Origin of the sequence: Myxococcus vastator (assembly GCF_010894475.1) — a bacterium.
GTDB lineage: Bacteria > Myxococcota > Myxococcia > Myxococcales > Myxococcaceae > Myxococcus > Myxococcus vastator.
In genome coordinates, this window is the sequence record NZ_JAAIYB010000140.1 from 1 (window position 1) to 18,376 (window position 18,376).

The 18,376-nt window shown below is 70.2% G+C and carries 18 protein-coding genes; 10 read left to right on the plus strand and 8 right to left on the minus strand.

Features of this window, described 5'->3' with window-relative positions; genetic code table 11:
- Positions 1 to 189: 189 nt before the first annotated feature.
- The 5 genes from G4D87_RS15895 to G4D87_RS15915 all read left to right on the plus strand — a co-directional run bounded on the left by G4D87_RS15895 (position 190) and on the right by G4D87_RS15915 (position 5,179).
- Positions 190 to 2,424, plus strand: coding sequence for a hypothetical protein (locus G4D87_RS15895; protein WP_163782917.1), 2,235 nt, complete (start codon positions 190 to 192; stop codon positions 2,422 to 2,424).
- Between the two features lie 5 nt (positions 2,425 to 2,429).
- Complete coding sequence (locus G4D87_RS15900) at positions 2,430 to 3,482, plus strand: hypothetical protein (RefSeq protein ID WP_163782918.1); 1,053 nt, start codon at positions 2,430 to 2,432, stop codon at positions 3,480 to 3,482.
- Positions 3,483 to 3,660: 178 nt separating this feature from the next.
- On the plus strand, positions 3,661 to 4,356 hold the full coding sequence (locus G4D87_RS15905; protein WP_176411261.1) for a class I SAM-dependent methyltransferase: 696 nt from the start codon (positions 3,661 to 3,663) through the stop codon (positions 4,354 to 4,356).
- 102 nt (positions 4,357 to 4,458) lie between these two features.
- Complete coding sequence (locus tag G4D87_RS15910) at positions 4,459 to 4,737, plus strand: hypothetical protein (RefSeq protein WP_163782919.1); 279 nt, start codon at positions 4,459 to 4,461, stop codon at positions 4,735 to 4,737.
- A 19-nt stretch (positions 4,738 to 4,756) separates the two neighbouring features.
- Positions 4,757 to 5,179 (plus strand): DUF4326 domain-containing protein, encoded by a 423-nt coding sequence (locus G4D87_RS15915; protein WP_163782920.1) that lies wholly within the window; start codon positions 4,757 to 4,759, stop codon positions 5,177 to 5,179.
- Positions 5,180 to 5,199: 20 nt separating this feature from the next.
- Here the strand turns inward: G4D87_RS15915 and G4D87_RS15920 are convergent, their stop codons facing one another.
- Positions 5,200 to 6,153, minus strand: a complete 954-nt coding sequence (locus G4D87_RS15920; RefSeq protein ID WP_163782921.1) for a DUF1152 domain-containing protein — start codon at positions 6,151 to 6,153, stop codon at positions 5,200 to 5,202.
- A gap of 55 nt (positions 6,154 to 6,208) precedes the next feature.
- Here G4D87_RS15920 and G4D87_RS15925 point away from each other — a divergent pair, with 55 nt between their 5' ends.
- Positions 6,209 to 7,174, plus strand: a complete 966-nt coding sequence (locus G4D87_RS15925; RefSeq protein WP_163782922.1) for an ornithine cyclodeaminase family protein — start codon at positions 6,209 to 6,211, stop codon at positions 7,172 to 7,174.
- Positions 7,175 to 7,665: 491 nt separating this feature from the next.
- A complete protein-coding gene (locus G4D87_RS15930; protein ID WP_240358316.1) occupies positions 7,666 to 10,497 on the plus strand; it encodes an Ig-like domain-containing protein in 2,832 nt (943 codons plus the stop codon).
- Here the strand turns inward: G4D87_RS15930 and G4D87_RS15935 are convergent, their stop codons facing one another.
- On the minus strand, positions 10,498 to 10,878 hold the full coding sequence (locus tag G4D87_RS15935) for a helix-turn-helix domain-containing protein (RefSeq protein ID WP_163782924.1): 381 nt from the start codon (positions 10,876 to 10,878) through the stop codon (positions 10,498 to 10,500). It lies immediately after the preceding gene.
- A gap of 98 nt (positions 10,879 to 10,976) precedes the next feature.
- Entirely contained in the window at positions 10,977 to 11,498 is a 522-nt protein-coding gene (locus G4D87_RS15940) for a hypothetical protein (RefSeq protein WP_163782925.1), read from the minus strand.
- Positions 11,499 to 11,970: 472 nt separating this feature from the next.
- Between G4D87_RS15940 and G4D87_RS15945 the strand changes: the two genes are divergently transcribed.
- The 3 genes from G4D87_RS15945 (at position 11,971) to egtD (ending at position 14,757) form a co-directional block, all read left to right on the plus strand.
- Positions 11,971 to 12,171, plus strand: a complete 201-nt coding sequence (locus tag G4D87_RS15945; RefSeq protein ID WP_163782926.1) for a hypothetical protein — start codon at positions 11,971 to 11,973, stop codon at positions 12,169 to 12,171.
- Between the two features lie 207 nt (positions 12,172 to 12,378).
- The gene (gene egtB / locus G4D87_RS15950; protein WP_176411249.1) at positions 12,379 to 13,722 is read left to right on the plus strand and encodes an ergothioneine biosynthesis protein EgtB; all 1,344 of its coding nucleotides are present in this window, start codon (positions 12,379 to 12,381) and stop codon (positions 13,720 to 13,722) included.
- A gap of 9 nt (positions 13,723 to 13,731) precedes the next feature.
- Complete coding sequence (egtD, locus tag G4D87_RS15955; protein WP_163782928.1) at positions 13,732 to 14,757, plus strand: L-histidine N(alpha)-methyltransferase; 1,026 nt, start codon at positions 13,732 to 13,734, stop codon at positions 14,755 to 14,757.
- Positions 14,758 to 14,824: 67 nt separating this feature from the next.
- Here the strand turns inward: egtD and G4D87_RS15960 are convergent, their stop codons facing one another.
- The 5 genes from G4D87_RS15960 to G4D87_RS15980 all read right to left on the minus strand — a co-directional run bounded on the left by G4D87_RS15960 (position 14,825) and on the right by G4D87_RS15980 (position 18,031).
- Positions 14,825 to 15,019 carry a hypothetical protein gene (locus tag G4D87_RS15960; protein ID WP_163782929.1) on the minus strand — a complete coding sequence of 65 codons (195 nt, stop codon included), beginning with the start codon at positions 15,017 to 15,019 and terminating at the stop codon, positions 14,825 to 14,827.
- Positions 15,020 to 15,316: 297 nt separating this feature from the next.
- A complete protein-coding gene (locus G4D87_RS15965; RefSeq protein WP_163782930.1) occupies positions 15,317 to 15,865 on the minus strand; it encodes a hypothetical protein in 549 nt (182 codons plus the stop codon).
- Positions 15,866 to 15,867: 2 nt separating this feature from the next.
- Entirely contained in the window at positions 15,868 to 16,320 is a 453-nt protein-coding gene (bacM, locus tag G4D87_RS15970) for a bactofilin BacM (protein ID WP_163782931.1), read from the minus strand.
- A gap of 3 nt (positions 16,321 to 16,323) precedes the next feature.
- Complete coding sequence (locus G4D87_RS15975; RefSeq protein ID WP_163782932.1) at positions 16,324 to 17,214, minus strand: ParB/RepB/Spo0J family partition protein; 891 nt, start codon at positions 17,212 to 17,214, stop codon at positions 16,324 to 16,326.
- A 25-nt stretch (positions 17,215 to 17,239) separates the two neighbouring features.
- The gene (locus G4D87_RS15980) at positions 17,240 to 18,031 is read right to left on the minus strand and encodes a ParA family protein (RefSeq protein WP_163782933.1); all 792 of its coding nucleotides are present in this window, start codon (positions 18,029 to 18,031) and stop codon (positions 17,240 to 17,242) included.
- Positions 18,032 to 18,376 lie beyond the last annotated feature (345 nt).

An 18,376-nucleotide genomic window follows, 5' to 3' on the forward strand; every position in this document is an offset into this window, starting at 1 on the left:
CCCCAGAGCCCCGCCGCCGCCACGGCCACCGTCACCTCGCGGCCCCCGAGCGCCGTCAAGGCCACCTCCGCGTCGAAGCCCTCGGGCTCCGCCCAGGCCCGTGCTTCCTCCATGCTCCCCGGCTCCGCCCGGGCCTCCCTTTCCCCTCAGCCCAAGCGCGACTGAGCCCATCCCGACGAGGAGTTCCACATGCAATTTGAGGTCTATGAGGGCGACCCGATCGACCTGGCCGGAGTCGAAACCGAGGAAGACGTCGAGTTCACCCTCCTCAACACGGATGGCAAGGGCAAGGACGAGAAGGCGACCGCCAAGCGCCACCAGCACACCTGCGGCAAGGTCCCCGCCGGGATGGAGAACTACGTCATCTCGTGGAAGTACAAGCTGCCGGACCAGGAGGAGCTCCTCTCTGGCAAGGACACCTTCCGCGTCTGGCCCAGGACCCTGAAGCTCGACGTCCAGATGAAGGAGGGCGCCAAGGGCTCGGCGGAGGGCTTCACCTTCGCCCTGGAGCAGGATGGAAAGACCGACAAGCCCACGGTGACCGGAGGCAGTTGGGCCGGTCCCCTCAAGCAGATGGCCTACACCTTCGACGCCGTCTCCCCATGGAAGCTCGAGGAGAAGGTCACCTCCACGGAAGAGGCCGCGCGCTACACGCTCAAGGTCTCCCAGCTCCCGTGGACGGCGAAAATCATCTCGCACGGTGACGGGAAGGCCGAGGACTCACCCTTCAAGCAGTATGTGAATCTCCCCCTCGTCGACGGCACGGACGCCGGGAACGTCATGCGGGTGGAGGTGGCGCCGCATGACCGGGCGCTCGGCTTGAAGGACCAGAAGCTCAGCGTGTGCGTCACCTTCAAGGCCACCAACAGCAAGCGGACCACGCCACGCCCGGCGCTTATCCTCAACGGCGCGGCGCAGGCCAGCACGGACCCGGGCGCGGCGCCTGGGACAGCGGACCTCGTCTACAAGGCCCAGCTCGCCCTGCCCGCCAATGGCGGCAGTTGTGTGTTCCACGTCCAGCTCGGCTACGCCGGCGGCGACATCTGTCACATCCAGGTCGGCTTCGATGATGGCACGGGCGACGACGAGCTCTGGGTCTGCAACTGGCGGCGGCTAGAGTCCGAGTTCGTCATCCCCCACAGCGACTTGCGCCAGGGCTGGGACACCATCGTCAATAACGACGACGCGGCTCCCGGTCCACATCCGGACTTCGAGGCCGCCATCAAGCGCATCCTCGACCCGCTGTTCATCGAGCTACGGTTTCCGGATGCCTTCCGCGCCGTCTATACGGCCGCCGACATCAACGCCCTGCTGTCGGCCCGGGACGGCACGAACACCTTCATCATGCCGGGCGCGTACGTCCACGCCAGTCTCACCCCAGACAAGAACTGCACGTTCATGCCTCCCGTGGACCTGGATGCGCTCAGAGCCCGCGTCCTCCACAACCCGCCGCCGGACCCTCGGAGGCTCATGCTCGTCTGGGCGGACATGCTGCCCAAGACGCTGTCCGACGATGACGCGAACATGGTCGCCGCGGCGCCCGGCGAGTACGCGGCCGTGTTCGAGGCCAAAAGCACCCCGGTGAAGCACTCGACGGCCAAAAAGCAGCTCACCGCCCTGCGCAACCCCGTGTGCACGAGCGCCGCGGACCTGTGGGGCGTGGAGAAGGTCTACTGGCGCATCACCGGCTTCCGCAAACAGGGGGGCGCCGAGTGGCTGGACAAGAGCGACATCTGGCAGGAGCCCGAGCCAGGACAAGGCCTCCTCAACTCCCTCTGGGACTCTTGGGAGCCCATCGAGGTGCTCCCGACGACCCAGGCCGAAGCCACGAAGTGGGTCAACTTCGTCTCGTCGCAGGCGTTCGAAGTCAAGCTCCCCAACACGGACCCCACCGACCCCGGGCAGTACCTGAGCTGGAACGGCTACGAGCACCGAATCGTCGTCACCGTGGGGCTCCGGCACTTCCAGATGGGCGGGAACGCCAACGCCGTCCATGGGAAGATCCGGATGACGCCATGCATGGGCCTTGGCACCGCGGAAGGCGTCGCGCGAACGCTGTGCCATGAGCTGGGCCACAACCTGGGCCACGCGTACATCGAGAACAAAGGTGAAGCGACCGACAGGCGAGGCCGCCTCCCCAAGCACCAGATTCCAGGCATCCCGTTCGACGCCTACATCCCAGCGGGCTCCTTCTATGCAGGCCGCGGCCACAAAGGCGCGCACTGCGCACATGGATTGAAGGCCGCGGGGAAGGACCTGAGCGCCAAGAGCTTTGTCTCCGCCGACTACCAGCTCGACACCAACTGCGTCCTCTTCGGCCAGGGTGAACAGGCGAAGACGGTGCAGATGAGCTACTGCCCGGAGTGCACGCTCTACATCCGGGCCAGCGACGCGCTCGACATCACGACGAAATGGAAGGCCTAGTGGACATGGCACCGGGCATCTTCGAAATCGAGGGGCAGGACTACTGGACGGACCCGTTCAAATTCAGCTCGCGGGTGCTGCGCAAGTTCCTCCCCGAGGGACGCTACGGGCTGTTCCTGGACGCGCCAGCGGAGGCCGACCTCATGCGGGTCGACCGCATTCCCCTGCTGGCGCTGTACGCGGCCACGCAGCAGGAGTTGCGCGTCTACGACCCATGGAGTACCGGCCACCTCGTCGCCGTGCGGCGGGAAGACCGGATGCTCGACATCACTCCGCTGTTCGAACCCCCGGAGCAGCCGGGGCTGTTCGACCAGGACCCGCCGCCCTCCGAGCCCCCGGGCCCAGGCGCCCTGGCCGTCGTCGAGCAGACGGACGCGCTCCGCCTGGATTCGCTGCAACAGCCCGGGCACTACCTGCTGACGGCGCTGATGCTGGACCGCCCGTCCAACCGCGTGCAGGTGCACGTCACCCGCTCCACGCCTGGCGGCTACCAGGACGACGAAGTCACCCGCTTCCTGGAGGCCATGCGGCAGCAGCCCCCACCACCCGAGCCCGTGCGGTACGCCCCCGGCGAGGACGAGCGCCAGTTCCAGGCTCAGCCCGGCGGTCCTCCCGCACCGGAGGCGCCCGGAATCGCCGTGCACGGTGAGCGCGTGTTCCTCTACGAGCCCGGTCGGCCCGCGTGGATCCGCGGCACCTTCCAGGTTCCCGTGCTGGCCCACGAGCGGGCCCCGCCCAGGCCGGAGAAGGACGACGGCGGCTACGGCGAGCCTCGCCCGGCGGCCATCGTCCCCATCTTCCTGGTGGTGATTGGCAGCCACGCGGGCGGAGCCGAGGTGATTCCCCTCCGCGTCCCCTGCTTCCAGGACGCCCCCGTGGAGGAGGGTTCCCTGGTGACGGGGCACTTCGAGTACGACCTCTTCCAGCACCCCGCCTTCACCGGGAAGGCCCAGACGAACTTCGTCTATGCCTTCTGTGGGGAGGCCATGAGCGGCCCCACGCGGATGGCCGTGGTGACGCGGGACATGCTGGACGTGGGAGGTCGACGCCGGACGTAGGACTCCACGCCCCGGCGGGTTCCTGTCCCAGATGGATGTGGCCCACGCCACGCCGCCGCGCATCCGCTGACGCGAAGCCACAGGCACGGTTCCTCGGGGTGCTATCCTCACCGGCTTACGAGGAACCGTGACGGTGCCCCCCTCTCCCCCGCCCGCGCAGGACGAAGACGACTACGGCATGTCCCTGCCGGCGCTGGTCGTCCTGCGCATCAGCATCGTGTTCATCGAGCTGTTCACCCGACTCTTCGACGTCCTGTTGCTGCTGCGCCACCCCCGACTGCTCCCGCCCTACCTGCGCCTGTGGCTGCACGAGGTGCGCGTCTCGCCCTACCGGTTGAAGCGCTCCTTCGAAACGACGCGCGTGCTCCAGGCGAGCGGGCAGATCTTCAAGGAGCTGATGTACGGCGAGATGCCGGTGCACACGGGCGTGTGGCTCTTCTGGAAGGCCGGGCTGGGCCGTGGCTCGCGGCTGGTGGACCTGGGCGCGGGCCGGGGCCGCACGCTGCTGGCCGCGCGCTGGCTGGGCGCGGAGGCTCGCGGCGTGGAGCTGATGCAGTACCACGTCGACCTGGCCCGGAAGCCCGTGGAGAAGGCTGGGGCGCAGCTCGTGCTTGGCGATGCGACGCAGGCGGACCTCCAGGACGCCACGCACGTCTTCACCAACTGGACGGCGCTGACGCCCCAGACACGCGCCCGGCTGGTGGAGCGCTTCCGCACCTGCCGCCCCGGCACGCGCATCCTCACCGTGACGCGGCCGGTGGAGGCCCCGGGCTTCACCGTCATCTCCAAGCACCGGCTCCTCTTCACCTGGGGACCGGAGCACGTCTGGATTCAAGAGTTCAGCGACAACGTCATTGGAGATGCAACCCATTGACGCGGCTTCCTGTGACGCGGGCTCCATGTCTACGCTCCGCGCCACGACGCCGGTCCGACGGGGCTCAAGGCCCTGGGTCCGGGCGTCCAGGAGCTGAGTCATATGAAGGCATGGATGACGGTGGTGTCGCTGGCGGTGGTTCCCCTCGCCGTGGGTTGCACGTCGTCGCGCGAGCTGACGCGGGCGCGCGTGGAGGCGAACACGCTGCGCAAGGACGCGGACACACTGCGCGCCGAGAACGCGACGCTGAAGGAGCGCATCAGCGAACTGGAGGAGCAAGTGGCGAAGGTGGTGGAGGAGCGCGACACACTGAAGGCCGCCGCGGAGAAGCCCCCGGAGCCCGTCGTCGCGCCCGCCGCGGGCAAGAAGCGCAAGAAGTAGCGCTCGGGAGGCCACGCCGATGACCGTGACGCGCACCACGGCGGTCCATGTCCACGACGGCTGCGACGTGTACGTGGGCCGGGCCTTCCGCGCCTATGCGAAGCCGAGCCCGCTCAACCCGGTGCCCGGCCGCTTCGGCAACCCCTTCAAGCCCGGGGGCGTGCGCACTCCAGGCGCCATGCTGCGCACCTACTTCGCGCCGTGGCTGGGGATGCTTCCGGAGGCGGAGCAGGAGCGCATCCGTGCGGAGGCCCTGCGTCGCATGGGGCCGGACGAGGACGCCTTCGACGCGTTCCGCTGGTACTTGGAACTGCGCACCCGGCATGACGCGGACTACCGCGCCGCCGTGCTGACGCTGCGTGGCAGACGCATGGGCTGCTGGTGCAAGCCCGGTCCCTGTCACGCGGACATCCTGGCGGAGTGGGTGGACGCGCACCACTGACGCGGCCCGCCCTGCGACGCTCACACGGGGATGTCCTTCCACGGCCGAATGGGCTGGCACTCGTTCCGGAAGGTCTCGATGCGGTCTGCTACCTCCCACGCAGTCTGCGTGTCGCGGAGCGCGTCCAGATAGAGGCATCGCCGTGCGACTGCCGTCAGGTCGAAGGCCCAATACATGCTCATCAGCGGGTTGATCCACAGCTGACTGCCCTCGGTCCGGACCGTGCGGTGGACGTCTCCGTATGCCCCTTCCACGGCGCTCACCACGGACAAGGACACGATGCTGGGCGCGCGTGGCATGCGCTCGCACACGTACGTCACTGCGTCGCGATACAGGGCGACCTCGGACATGGGCTCCAACAACGCGGTGACCCCCAGGTAGGCCCCTTGCTGGCTGAGCGCGGCCACGGACTCCAGGAAGTGCGCATGGCAGACGCCATGGTGCCGGTCGACGCCGAAGCCCAGGCACACCACCAGTTTGTCCTCCAGTGGCAGCGCGTCGACGGCGGACAGGCTGCCGATGTCCTCCTCGGGCGTGCCCAGCCCCACCTCATCCCCGCGCATGAGGATGTCGGTACCTCCGTCCACCAGCACCACGGCATCGAAGCCGAGCCGCTCCCATAGCAACGCATACGCCGCGCGCAGCGGGGCCACGCCCGTTCGCTCGAAGCAGTACACCGGGACGCGCTCACCCCGGCCTTTGAACCAGCGCGCCAGAAGCCCCTCCGGGAAGTAATGAGCTGGCCCTTTCGTATGGGCCTCGACCTCCATGAGGCCCGGCGCAACCCAGGTTCCCTCTACGGCTTCCAGCCGCGTGAAGCTCAGGTTGGCCAGGGACACCTGCTTGCCCAGCTCGCGCAGGCGGAAGAACAGCGGCAGCCCGCTGAACACATCGAAGCCACCGCCCGCGCCCGCGATGAGCACGTGCCGCGCCCGTGCGAGCCTTTCGAACAGCGGTGAAGTGGACAGGTCCATTCCTTGATTCCTTCCAATGTCAGCCACGGCCCATCCAGCGCTATATAGCGCGGCCATGCCCACCCTCATCCTCAGCGCGAAGGACCTCCGCAGCCTGTACACCGTCGAGCTCGGCCTCACCGCCGTCGAGCGGGCCTTCCGTGCCCACGGCCTCGGCGAGTCGCTGATGCCGCCCAAGGTGTACCTGTCCCTGCCCTCCTACGACGGCGACTTCCGCGCCATGCCCGCGTTCCTCGACGGCGCCGCCGGCGTGAAGTGGGTCAACGCCCATCCGCGCAACCCGGAGAAGCACGGCCTGCCCACCGTCCGCGCCCTCTACATCCTCAGCGACCCGGACACCGCCTCCCCGCTGGCCATCCTCGACGGCACCCTGCTCACCGCCTGGCGCACCGGCGCCGCGGGCGGTGTGGCCTCCAAGTTCCTGGCGAAGCAGCAGCCGCGCACCCTGGGCCTCGTCGGCTGTGGCGTGCAGGCCCGCGTGCTCATCGACTCGCACCGCGCCCTCTTCGGCGACGGCCTGGAGCTGCTGCTCGCCGACACCTCCGAGGCCGCCGCCAAGGCGCTCCAGGCCGAGAGGGGCGGCCGCATCGTCAGCACCCAGGAGGCCTGCGGCGCCGACATCGTCTGCACCGCCACCCCCGCCCGCGTCCCCGTGGTGAAGCGCGAGTGGTTCCAGCCCGGCGCCCACATCAACGCCATGGGCGCCGACGCCCCCGGCAAGCAGGAGCTGGATGCGCGCCTGCTCACCGAAGGCCGCGTCTTCATCGACGACACCGAGCAGGCCCTCCACTCCGGCGAGGTCAACGTCCCGCTGCATGACGGCCTCCTCCGCCCCGAGCAAATCGCCGGCACCCTGGGCGAGGTCGTCGCCGGCAAGAAGCCCGGCCGCACCCGCGACACCGAAATCACCGTCTTCGACTCCACCGGGCTCGCCCTCCAGGACGTGGCCCTGGCCCGCGCCCTCTACGACGCCGCGCTCGCCCGCGGACTCGGCCAGTCCTTCGACATCGTCGGGAGCTGAAGTCGGGACGGCGCCTCCGAATAACGCGGCGTGGAAGACAGGCGGATGAGGCAAGGACCGGCGCGCGCAGGGTGCGCCAGTCCATGTCCCCCGCGTGCCCTCCGCTCGAAGGCGGGCCTTTGCCACGCCCGCCGTCGGAGACGCCCGTCCCGGGGGACGCAGCACCGCGATGACGCCGCGCAATGCCTGTCACGTGAATGCGTGTGATTCACCGCCAGCACGGCCTCCAGCGAAGGTCTGGCTTATTCTGCCAATCGCGCGGGAGCCGTACACGAGGCGCGTCAGCGCGGTGAACAGGGATTGCGCATGTGTCTTGAATGCCTCGGGGTGAAGCGGCCTCGGGGTGATGTGCGACCCTCAGGTGAAGGTGATGGCTGTCATGCCTCCAAGACAGGCATGCGCCCGCTTCCCCGGGCGCTTTGCTTGCATGAATGCCCAGCGCGGTATCCTTCGCGCGAGCCCTCATGCCCTCACACGCCGCTTCCCCTGTCTTGCCGCGCGCGACGCTCGCGCGCGTCACGCTCTTCCTCGTCACGCTGACGGGGCTGCTGTTCGCCGGGCCCGCGCGGGCTGCCACCAACGCGGAGTCCGCGCAGCGCGCCATCAACTACCTCAGCGCGGACGCGGCGAACTGGTCGGTGCGCTTCGGCTGCACGTCGTGCCACCGCCACGGCGCGGCGATGTTCGGCCTCGCGAACGCGCGCACCACCGGCTACGACCTGGACGCGCTCACGTACAACGGGCGCACCAACCGGGAGAACCTGGAGTTCATCGCCGGGCGGCTCGTCTCCGAGCAGCGCGCGGACGGCTCGTGGTTCCACGAGGGCATCTTCTATCCCAACGCGAAGACGAGCTACTCCGCCTTCGGCCTGGCGGGCTACGACGCGCACCTGGGCACGCGGTACTCGGACGCGCTGGTGCTGGCCGCGGACTGGGCGCTGACGCGGCAGGAGGCCACCGGCCGCTGGCGCGAGGACTTCCCCTTCTACCCGGTGGGCTACGGCCACGTCGGCGTCACCGCGCGGATGATGACGGCCATTGCCCAGGCCCGGCAGCGCGTGGACCCGGCCAGGGCCTCGCGGTACCAGGCCGCGCTGGACCGGGCGGCGGACTACGTGCGCGCGCACATGGATGACTGGACGGACGGCCCGGACACCGACGGCCAGCGCTACACGCACCAGGTGGCGTGGGCCATGGTGGGCCTGAAGGCCGCCGGCCCCGGCGCCAACGCGGTGAACACCCAGGCCCTGGAGCGCATGGCCACGCGGCTGCTGTCCACGCGCGCGGGCGGAGGCGCGCCGGGCTGGGGTTCGCTGGAGGGCGACGTGCCGGATGAGTTCGCCACCGGCATCTCCCTGTACGCGCTGTGCCTGGCGGGCCGGAAGCCCGGCGCGGACGGGCGCATGTCGGAGGCGCTGGAGTGGCTCAAGGCGCGGCAGGCGGTGAACGGGAGCTGGGGCGCGGGCACGCGCTATCCGGACATCCCCACCACCTTCGCCTCGCTGGGGCTGGCGTGCTTCGGCGACTACAGCGTGGGCGTCACCGTGAGCGGCGGGGCGCGCCGGCCCTTCGAGCATGACCTGCCACGCGCGCAGTCCGTCACCTACCCCGTCACGGTGCGCAACCACGGCTACCAGACGGACAGCTACCGGCTGAGCACCCAGGGCGGGCTCACCGGCTGGACGGCGACGCTGAGCCGCGCCACGCTGGAGCTGGCGCCCGACACCGAGGCCACCCTCACCCTCACCATCACCGCGCCGGAGGGGCTGGCGCCGTCGCTCAGCTCGGACGTCATGGTGGTGGCGGCCTCCCAGGAGGCGGACGGGGTGAAGGGCTCGGTGCGCGTCACCACCTACACCAACCCGCCGCCGCCCACCGACGGCGTGCCCACCACCACCACGCTGCTGTCGCCCGAGGACGGACAGCTCACGGTGGCGCTGAACAACCCCCTGTCCGCGCGCGTGGTGGATGACCGCGGCTGGGAGGCGCGAGGCCCCGGCATGGGCGTGGTGACGTTCTCCGTGGCGGGCGTCACGGTGGGCGCGGACAACGACGCGGACGGGGACGGCGTCTACGCCTTCGTGTGGCGGCCTCGCGCCTCCACCTGGAGCGAGCTGGGCGTGCAGGACCTGCGCGCGGTGTACTCCGGCGTGACGCTTTCGCCCGCGCGGGAGAACCGGCTGGGCAGCGCCGCATCATTCGCCGTGGAGGTGCACCCCTCCCCCTTCCCCGCGCCGTCGGTGACGCTGTGCGGCCTGCCGGGCTTCACGGACGCGCTGACGCTGGAGGTGTGCGGCTTCGTCACCCCGCTGGCGGCGGGCGCGGAAATCGACTCGGCCACCTTCGTCATCCAGGGCGTGAGCCACCCGGTGGCCCCCGACCCCAGCGGCGGCTACGTGGACACGGTGCTGCCGCTGGTGGACGGGCCCAACGTCATCCGGCTGGTGGCCACGGACTCGTTCGGCGGCATCGCCAGCGAGGAGGCCGTCGTCATGGTGGACAACACCGCGCCGGAGCTCACCTTCCTCTCACCGGCCAACGGCGCGGCCATGGCGTCCTACAGCGTGGACGTGCGGATGGTGGTGCGTGACTGGTCGCCGGTGCGCGTGGAGACCAACTGGGTGCAGGTGACGGACGTGCCCGCCGGCGGCGGAGACGTGACGCACCGGGTGGACCTGTGGCCGGGGGAGAACCTCATCCTGGTGCGGGCCACGGACTCGGTGGGCCACGTCACGGAGCGGATGCTGACGGTGTGGGTGGACGCGGAGGCGCCGTGGGTGTCCACGGGCCTGCCGGACGGGTGGCTCGTGGGGCCGCAGCCGGGGGACGCGCTGCCCTACGACATCGGCGTGTACTCCGCCTCCGCCACCACGGTGACGCTGTCCACGGGGCGGACGTACACGCTGCCCCGGGGCGGCGGCGGCGTGCAGGCGACGCTGGACCTGGTGCCCGGGGACAACGCGTTCACCATCGACGTGACGAGCGAGACGGGCATGCGCGCCACGCTGTCGCGCACGGTGCGCTACGACGACGCCGCGCCCCAGGCCACGCTGCTGCTGCCGGCGGCGGGGCAGACGTACAGCGGGGTGATTCACCTCACCGCGCGGGTGACGGACGCGGTGAGCGGCGTGCGGTGGGTGGCCTTCACGCGGGATGGCTCCGGCATCCGGGCCGCCACGCTCCAGCCGGACGGCACCTGGACGGCGGCGCTGGACACGCGCGAACTGGTGGACGGCGAGCACACCGTGGAGGTGTGGATGGATGACCCGGCGGGGAACTTCGCCATCCAGACGTTCCCCTTCACCACGCGCAACCCGCCGTAGCTACTTCTTCTTGTGGTGCATCGCCGAGGCGACCAGGTTCATCAGCTTCAACTGCACCGACGTCAGCTTGCGCAGGCTGCGCATCAGCCGCCGCATCTCCGGCGTGTCGTCCTCGCGGTGCTTCGCCGCGGCCTTCTCCTTCACCGGCGGCGGCGCGGTGAAGCCCTCACCCAGGCCCAGCAGCTCGTGGGGCGGCACGTTCAGCACCACGCACAGCCGGCGCAGGTTCTGGACGCTGGGCAGCATGTGGCCGCGCTCCAGCCGCCCGTACACCTCCGACGCCATGCCGATGCGCTCGGCGACATCCGCCTGCGTCAGCCCCATCCGCACCCGGGCGGCTCTCGACGCGGCCCCCAGCATGCTCGCCAGCTCTGTGTCCATGCGTGTGTCAGTCCACGGAAGGAGGGCCGGCCCAGCTAACCCTCAAGGTCGGGTACTTTCACCATACCTTCCGCGTTTTTTCAAAGCGCTCGCGCGCCTCAGCGGGCGGGGGTGCTCTCCGCCGCATCCAGCAGCAGCCGGCGGCGCTCCGCGGCGGTGAACAGCGACGCCAGCGGCAGGCCCAGGAAGACGGCGTGCACCACAATCTGGGTGAACTGCGGCACGTCCAGGAACCAGGGATAGGAGCCACGCCCGATGAACTGGAAGTTCACCAGCCACACGAAGATGCCGTAGAGCATCCCCACCGCGGCCTGGAACTCCCAGCGGCTGCGCCCGTCCGGCGGCAGGAACGCATCCAGCACGGAGTAGAAGAGCCCCACCCCCGCGGAAATCACCAGGTGGACGCCCACGCCCAGCAGCAGGGCCGTGCTGTCGGAGACCGCGGCCGTGAAGGCCCGCGGCCCCAGGAGCACCCCCGCGGACATGCGCACCGGCCGCATCGGAGGGTCCCCCGACGCCACCGCCAGCACCACCTCCGCCAACGCCAGCACCACGCCCGCGGCCATGCCAAAGAGCAGGCCGTTGGTGGCGGACCAGGGTGTGTACCTCCGCCGAGCCATCCTTCCTCCTTGCCAGGGGCCGCCGCATGCCCGGCCCTGCGCTCAACCTGGGCATGCCGGCCGCAGGCGGGCAGCCAGGACACGCCAGGGGCCCGCGCCGCCGTCTCCCCGGCCGGCCACCGGGCCGGCCTCGCATTTCCAAGGCGCGCCCCACCGCCGGGGCATGCGCGTCACGCCCCCCTGGAGGGACCCTGGCCAGGCGGCCCCGGAAGGCAGTTGCCCCGTGACTCCCGGGACTTCGAGCCTGTCCTTTCTTCCGCCTCCGCTGTCGCCCGCCTGTAACTCCTGCAGCACGGGTCGCCCGGCACCTGCCCAGCTTGTTGAAAATCCAAGCGCCGGGGTGTGGGCACGCCGTTGGCATACGAACCATCCCGGAAAGGACGAAGGTCACCGGGACATGCCGCAGCTCCGCCAAAGACAGGGCCCACACCGCGTGCATTACGCGCCACAAGCGTGGCGCGAGGTGGGCCGCATGACGGCGGAGACGTTCCACGCACTGCAGCAGGTGCTGGAGCGGCTGGGAGACCCGACCCTGCGCCCCCCCGAGTCCGCCGACGGCCTGGTGGCGCGGCATGTCGTGCCGCAGCACGGGCTGGAGCTGGAGTACGCGTGGGACGAACGCTCACGCACGCTCACCCTGCTCGGACTGGCCCGCGTCTCCAGCGCGCCCTGAGTGGCTTCGCGCGCGGAGGGGTATAGTGTTTGAGCTTCAACCTTCACTGCGGATTTCACGTTTGGTCGCGGGACGAGGCGCTACCCCCGGCGTAGAGACAAGGCGTGGGGGGCGCACGGGCAACGTGCGGTCCTTTACGAGCCGCTCGGGCGCCGGTGGGGCGGGGGCTTACCTCCGCGCCGGGCGCCTCCCTACCTTGGACGGGTGATGTTCCATATGGCCGAGGAACGGCGTCGCCCGCGAGAGGAAGGCGGGCCCCATCCACCCTGGAAGTCCCGTGCCTGGACCGAGCTGGAGACGGCGCGCGCGCGCGTGCTGGCGATGCTCGGCGGGCTGCCCGAGGACGAGCTGCGCCGTCAGCATTCGCCCCTCATGTCGCCGCTCATCTGGGACGTGGCGCATGTGGCCAACTACGAGGAGCAGTGGCTGCTGCGGGCGCTGGGGGCGCCGGCCATCACCGACCCGGCGTTCGACGCCATCTATGACGCCTTCCGGCACCCGCGCGCCACGCGCGCCGAGCTGCCGCTGCTGCCGCCCGAGGCCGCCTTCGCCTACGCGCGGCGCGTGCGTGAGGCGGTGCGCGAGCACCTGCACCGGCTGCCCCAGGACAGCACCGCGCCGCTGCTGGCGGGCGGCTACGTCTTCGGCATGGTGGCGCAGCACGAGCAGCAGCACGCGGAGACGCTGGCCGCCACGCTGCAGCTCATGACGTCGCCGGAGTACCCCGTGCCCTCGGCGCGCCCGCGGCCCCGGCCCGGCGCCGTGCCGCAGGCAGAGGTCTTCATCCCGGGCGGCGAGGTGCGGCTGGGCAGCACGTCGCCGTGGGCCTACGACAACGAGCGGCCTGCGTTCTCCCAGCACGTCGCCCCGTTCCTGATGGACGCGCACCCCGTCACCAACGGCGACTACCTCGTCTTCGTGGAGGCGGGTGGCTACGAGGACGCGCGCTGGTGGCACCCCCAGGGCTGGGAGGTCGTCCAGGCGGAGGGGCTGAAGCACCCGGGCTTCTGGCTTCCCCAGGGCGGCCACGCGTGGCTGCGGCGGCGCTTCGGCCAGGTGGAGCCGCTGCCCAGGGACGAGCCGGTGCAGCACGTGTGCTGGTACGAGGCGGACGCCTACGCGCGCTGGGCCGGCAAGCGGCTGCCCACCGAGGCCGAGTGGGAGAAGGCCGCGCGCGGCAGTGACGGCCGCCCCCGCGAGTACCCCTGGGGCGACGCGCCGCCCACCCGCGCTCACGCCAACCTGGACGGGAGCACCTGGGGCCCGGCGCCGGTGGGCAGCTACCCCCAGGGCGTCAGCCAGGACGGCGTCTGGGGGCTGCTGGGTGACGTGTGGGAATGGACCGCGAGCAACTTCCGCCCGTACGCGGGCTTCAGCGCCTTCCCCTACCCCGAGTACTCCGAGGTGTTCTTCGGCGAGTCCTACAAGGTCCTCCGGGGAGGCGCGTGGGCCAGCGCACCGGTCGCGGTGCGCAACGGCTTTCGCAACTGGGACTTCCCCAACCGCCGGCAGATTTTCGCCGGCTTCCGCTGTGCACGGAACGCGAGGTGAGGTGAGGCGATGCGGGTAACAACGGTACCGACGGTGGCGACTCCGGGTGAAGACGCGCAGCACACGCCCGGAGTCCAGGTGGACGTCTACGTGAAGCCGGGCGACGCGAAGCGCGCCCTGCGGGAAGAGGCGCTCCAGGGGTTGTGCGGCGCACCCAAGGAGCTGTCTCCCAAGTGGCTCTACGACGAGCGCGGCAGCCAGCTGTTCGACGACATCACCCGGCTGCCGGAGTACTACCCGACGCGGCGCGAGCGGGAAATCCTGCTGGCCCACGCCGGGGACGTCGCCCGCTTGAGCGGCGCGGACACGCTCATCGAGCTGGGCAGCGGCACCAGCGAGAAGACGCGCCTCTTGCTGGACGCGCTGGAGGCGGCGGGCCAGCTGGCGCGCTTCGTCCCCTTCGACGTGAGCGAGGCCTTCCTGCGGCGCGCGGCGTCGGGCCTGGCGCGCGAGTACCCGGGCATCACCGTGCACGCGGTGGTGGGGGACTTCGAGCGGCACCTGGGCCAGATTCCCAGCGGCGGCCGGCGGCTGGTGGCCTTCCTGGGCGGCACCATCGGCAACCTGAAGCCGGCGCAGCGCGCGCTCTTCCTGCGCCAGCTCTCCGCCGGGCTCCAGCCGGGAGACGGGCTGCTGCTGGGCACCGACCTCATCAAGGACCGCGAGCGGCTGTACGCCGCCTACAACGACAGCGCGGGCGTGACGGCCGAGTTCAACCGCAACGTGCTCAAGGTGCTCAACCGCGAGCTGGGCGGAGACTTCGACCCGGAGGCCTTCGAGCACTTCGCGCCCTTCGATGAGAAGAACGCCTGGATTGAGATGCGCCTGGTGTCCCGGCGCGCGCAGACGGTGCGGCTGTCCACGCTGCGCAAGCAGGTGGACTTCGCCGAAGGGGAGGTGCTGCGCACGGAGGTGAGCTGCAAGTTCCACCAGCGGCAGGTGGCCTCCGAGCTCTCCGCCGCGGGACTCACGCTGGCCGAGTGGTGGACGGACGCCGCGGGCGACTTCGCCCTCTCCCTGGCCTTCAAGCGCTGAGGCGGGGTGCTGCCTTCAGGGGCGCAAAGGCGGGGACTCACCCCGCCTTCGCGCCCTTCGCGGTGCTTCAGCGGCGCGGGTTGCGGCGCGACGAGCCGCCGCGCACGGGGATGGGCACCGGCACCGGGGCCGGCCGCGTCCAGGCGGCCCAGAGCGCCCCCAGCCCGGCGACCACGAGGCCGCCCACGGCGATCAGCTGCTCTCCGACAGGTGCGATGTCCACGGTGGCGAGCTGGAGGGGGAGCATTCCGGAGAACGACATGCGGGGACTCCTTGCGAGGGCACTGCGTGGAGGTCCTGGATGGGTTCGAGACGAGCACCCAACGCAGTCCGGGAGGGTCAGGTTAAAGATTCGTGACGACCAGGGAAAGTCCCCGAGCGTCAATGCCGGCGCGGTGTGCACGGAAGTGCACCCTGAAAATGCATAACCTTGGGACACCCGAGCCGCGCCAGATGTTCACGAGGCGGTAGCGCACGCCTGCTCGCCTGCCCCGACTCGGCCAGGAGGTGACACTCCCACCTGCCTGGAGGTGTGAGGGCCCTGGACGCGCGGTGCTGCTCACTCCGGCAGGGCGCCCTGGACCTGGATTTCGCGGCAGGCCTCGGTGGCCCGCAGCACGTCCTCGGCGGACGCGCCCGGCAGGCTGGCACAGAGGAACAAGTCGTTGCCCACGCGCCGCGCGCCGAAGAAGCCGGGGGCCTCCTGGCCCACGCCCCCATCCGCCAGCCGGGGCGCCAGGGTGATGCGCAGCAGCGAGTAGCGCTCCGTCTCTTCTTCCTGGTCCAGCGAGAGCTCGAAGTCCTTCAGCTCCTCGCGGACGCGGCCGACCAGGGTCTCCACGGAGGGCAGCTGCTCGCCCTCTCCGCGCCGCAGGTCCACGCGGAGCACGGGCCGGCCGGGCGGGCCCGCCTGGAAGCTCTCATCCGGCGCCACCAGCGCGGACCAGCCGTCCGGCAGCGGCACCTTCACACCGGCGCGGATGGAGGACGGACGGCCGTCATCCTCTCCGGTACCGGAAGCAGCATCCTCCTGGCCACAGCCCTTGCAGCCGCCCAGGAGGGAGAGCGCCAGCAGTGACGCTGGCGCCATGTGCTTCCAGGAACGCACGCCTACTTCTTCTCGCCACCCGGAGGCGGAGGCGGCCGGGCGCCAGGGGTGCCCAGGTTCTCCATCTTCAGCGAGCCCTCGAAGATGACCCCGCGGTCCATGGACAGCGACGGCGTCTCCAGGTTGCCCTTCACGCGGCCGGGCGTCTTGAGCTCGATGATTTGCGTCGCCTTCACGTTGCCTTCGACCTGGCCGTTGATGATGACGGTGCCAGCCTGGATTTCGGCCTGGACCTTGGCGCCATCCCCAATGACGAGCACGTCCTTGGTGATGATCTGCCCCTGGAACTTGCCGTCGATACGGACCTGCCCTTCGAAGGTCAGCTTCCCTTCGAACTCGCTCCCCTTGCCCAGGAGCGTGTGGACCTCACCAGAACGCTGCGACACGGATTCCTCCTCCCGCCTGAACAGAGGCTTGCTGGATGCTTCGTCTTTTTTCCCGCCAAGGAGCGCCACGTCCTACTCCTTCCTGAGAAGCTTCAAGAGCCGGTCGAGGTCATCGTACGAGAAGAAGTCCACCTCGATGGTGCCCTTTCCAGGGCTTCGTTCGGTGAGCCGGACCTTGGTACCCAGTCGCCGCTGAAGCTCCTCCACCAGTGCCTTCACCTGCGGGCTCTGCTTCGGTGCCGCCTTGCCCGCGTCCTTCTTCCCGCTGGGGCGACTCTGCTGGACCAGCCGCTCCGTGTCACGCACGGAGAGCTTCTTCTCCGCGACTTGCCGGGCCAGGTTCTGCAGCTCCGGCAGCCGGGGCACGCCCAGCAGCGCGCGCGCGTGGCCCATGCTGAGCGAGCCGTCCGCCACCATGCCCTTGACGTCCGCGGGCAGCGCCAGCAGGCGCAGGGCGTTGGCCACCGTGGAGCGCTCCTTGCCCACGCGCACGCTGACCTGCTCCTGCGTGAGCTTGAACTCCTCCACCAGGCGCTTGTAGCCCTCCGCCTCTTCAATGGGGTTCAGGTCCGAGCGCTGGAGGTTCTCCACCAGCGCCAGCTCGAAGGCCTGGACCTCCGTCACGTCGCGGACGATGGCGGGCACTTCCTTGAGGCCGGCGGCCTGGGACGCGCGCCAGCGGCGCTCGCCCGCGATGATGCGGTAGCCGTCGCTGGCCTTGCGGACGAGGATGGGCTGGAGCACCCCCTGCGCCTTGATGGACTCGGTGAGCTCCTTGAGCTTCTCCTCGTCGAAGTAGCGGCGCGGCTGGTCCTTGTCGCGGTGGATGGACTCGATGGGGAGCTTGAGGACGCCGGCCTTCGGGGCCTGCTCGCCCTTGCCGGACCCGGTGGCGCCCGCCTGGGGGATGAGGGCGGACAGCCCGCGCCCCAGGGCCCGCTTCTGCATGTCTGCTTTCACCACGTCGTGACTCCAGCCAGGGCGCGGCTCAAGCCACGCGCCTGCGAGGGCTCTTGGGGGTGTCCCGCTTCATCAGCTCGCGGCCCAGCGCGAGGTAGCTCTCACAGCCCTTCGACTTGATGTCGTACAGGATGATGGGCTTGCCGAACGAGGGGCACTCGGACAGGCGCACGTTGCGCGGCACGATGACCTCGAACACCTGCTTCTTGAAGTACCCGCGCACCTCCTCGACGACCTGGTGGGCGATGTTGGCCCGCGAGTCGAACATGGTGAGGAGGATGCCCTCCATCTTCAGGTCCGGGTTGAGGCCCTGCTTCACCAGGTCGATGGTGTGCGTGAGCTGGGAGAGGCCCTCCAGCGCGTAGTACTCGCACTGGAGCGGGATGAGGACGGAGTCCGCGGCGGCCAGCGCGTTGAGCGTCAGCAGGCCGAGCGACGGCGGACAATCGATGATGATGTAGTCGTACTCGGGGGCCAGCGGGCGGAGCGCGTCACGGAGGCGGAACTCGCGGTTCTCCTGGTTGACGAGCTCGACCTCGGCGCCGGTGAGGTCCGGCGTGGCGGGCACCACCTGGAGGTAGCGCAGCTCCGTGGGGTGGAGCAGCTCCGTGATGGGCCGGTCATTGAGCAGCGCTTCGTAGATGGTGCCGTGGATGTTGTCCTGCTTGATGCCCAGGCCACTGCCCGCGTTGCCCTGCGGGTCCATGTCCACCAGCAGCGTGCGGCGCTCCGCGGAGGCCAGGCTCGCGGCGAGGTTGATGGCGGTGGTGGTCTTCCCGACGCCGCCCTTCTGGTTGGAGATGCAGATGATACGACCCACGGTGGCCCATCCTCTCTCTCCCCGGCCGCTGGCCAGGGCCCGTGCGTGATGCAGTGCACGGTTGCGCGCTGATCCACGCTGCTAGCACGCGGTTTGGTACCGGATCAAATTCACGGCGAGCCTTGCTCCCCTGCTCTCTTCACGGGGTTACGCGGCCCGGAGGCCGGTGGCGGGTCCCCGGAAGGAGCCTGGAGGCGGGCCGGGGTGCCAGCGTCAGCCCCCTATATAATGATGCGGCCAGCGCCGCGGGCCCGTCGGTGCCTGGGCCTGGCGCGTGACGCTGCACGGTGAACGCGCCTGGCGGCTTGTTCCCCGTGGAACCGCTTCGAGGGCGCGCGGGTGGCG

Excerpts from the sequence above, each read along its gene's own strand:
- G4D87_RS15895 (WP_163782917.1), top strand. The coding sequence starts at position 190 with ATGCAATTTGAGGTCTATGAGGGCGACCCGATCGACCTGGCCGGAGTC.
- G4D87_RS15900 (WP_163782918.1), top strand. The coding sequence starts at position 2,430 with ATGGCACCGGGCATCTTCGAAATCGAGGGGCAGGACTACTGGACGGAC.
- G4D87_RS15905 (WP_176411261.1), top strand. The coding sequence starts at position 3,661 with ATGTCCCTGCCGGCGCTGGTCGTCCTGCGCATCAGCATCGTGTTCATC.
- G4D87_RS15910 (WP_163782919.1), top strand. The coding sequence starts at position 4,459 with ATGAAGGCATGGATGACGGTGGTGTCGCTGGCGGTGGTTCCCCTCGCC.
- G4D87_RS15915 (WP_163782920.1), top strand. The coding sequence starts at position 4,757 with ATGACCGTGACGCGCACCACGGCGGTCCATGTCCACGACGGCTGCGAC.
- G4D87_RS15920 (WP_163782921.1), bottom strand. The coding sequence starts at position 6,153 with ATGGACCTGTCCACTTCACCGCTGTTCGAAAGGCTCGCACGGGCGCGG.
- G4D87_RS15925 (WP_163782922.1), top strand. The coding sequence starts at position 6,209 with ATGCCCACCCTCATCCTCAGCGCGAAGGACCTCCGCAGCCTGTACACC.
- G4D87_RS15935 (WP_163782924.1), bottom strand. The coding sequence starts at position 10,878 with ATGGACACAGAGCTGGCGAGCATGCTGGGGGCCGCGTCGAGAGCCGCC.
- G4D87_RS15940 (WP_163782925.1), bottom strand. The coding sequence starts at position 11,498 with ATGGCTCGGCGGAGGTACACACCCTGGTCCGCCACCAACGGCCTGCTC.
- G4D87_RS15945 (WP_163782926.1), top strand. The coding sequence starts at position 11,971 with ATGACGGCGGAGACGTTCCACGCACTGCAGCAGGTGCTGGAGCGGCTG.
- egtB (WP_176411249.1), top strand. The coding sequence starts at position 12,379 with ATGTTCCATATGGCCGAGGAACGGCGTCGCCCGCGAGAGGAAGGCGGG.
- egtD (WP_163782928.1), top strand. The coding sequence starts at position 13,732 with ATGCGGGTAACAACGGTACCGACGGTGGCGACTCCGGGTGAAGACGCG.
- G4D87_RS15960 (WP_163782929.1), bottom strand. The coding sequence starts at position 15,019 with ATGTCGTTCTCCGGAATGCTCCCCCTCCAGCTCGCCACCGTGGACATC.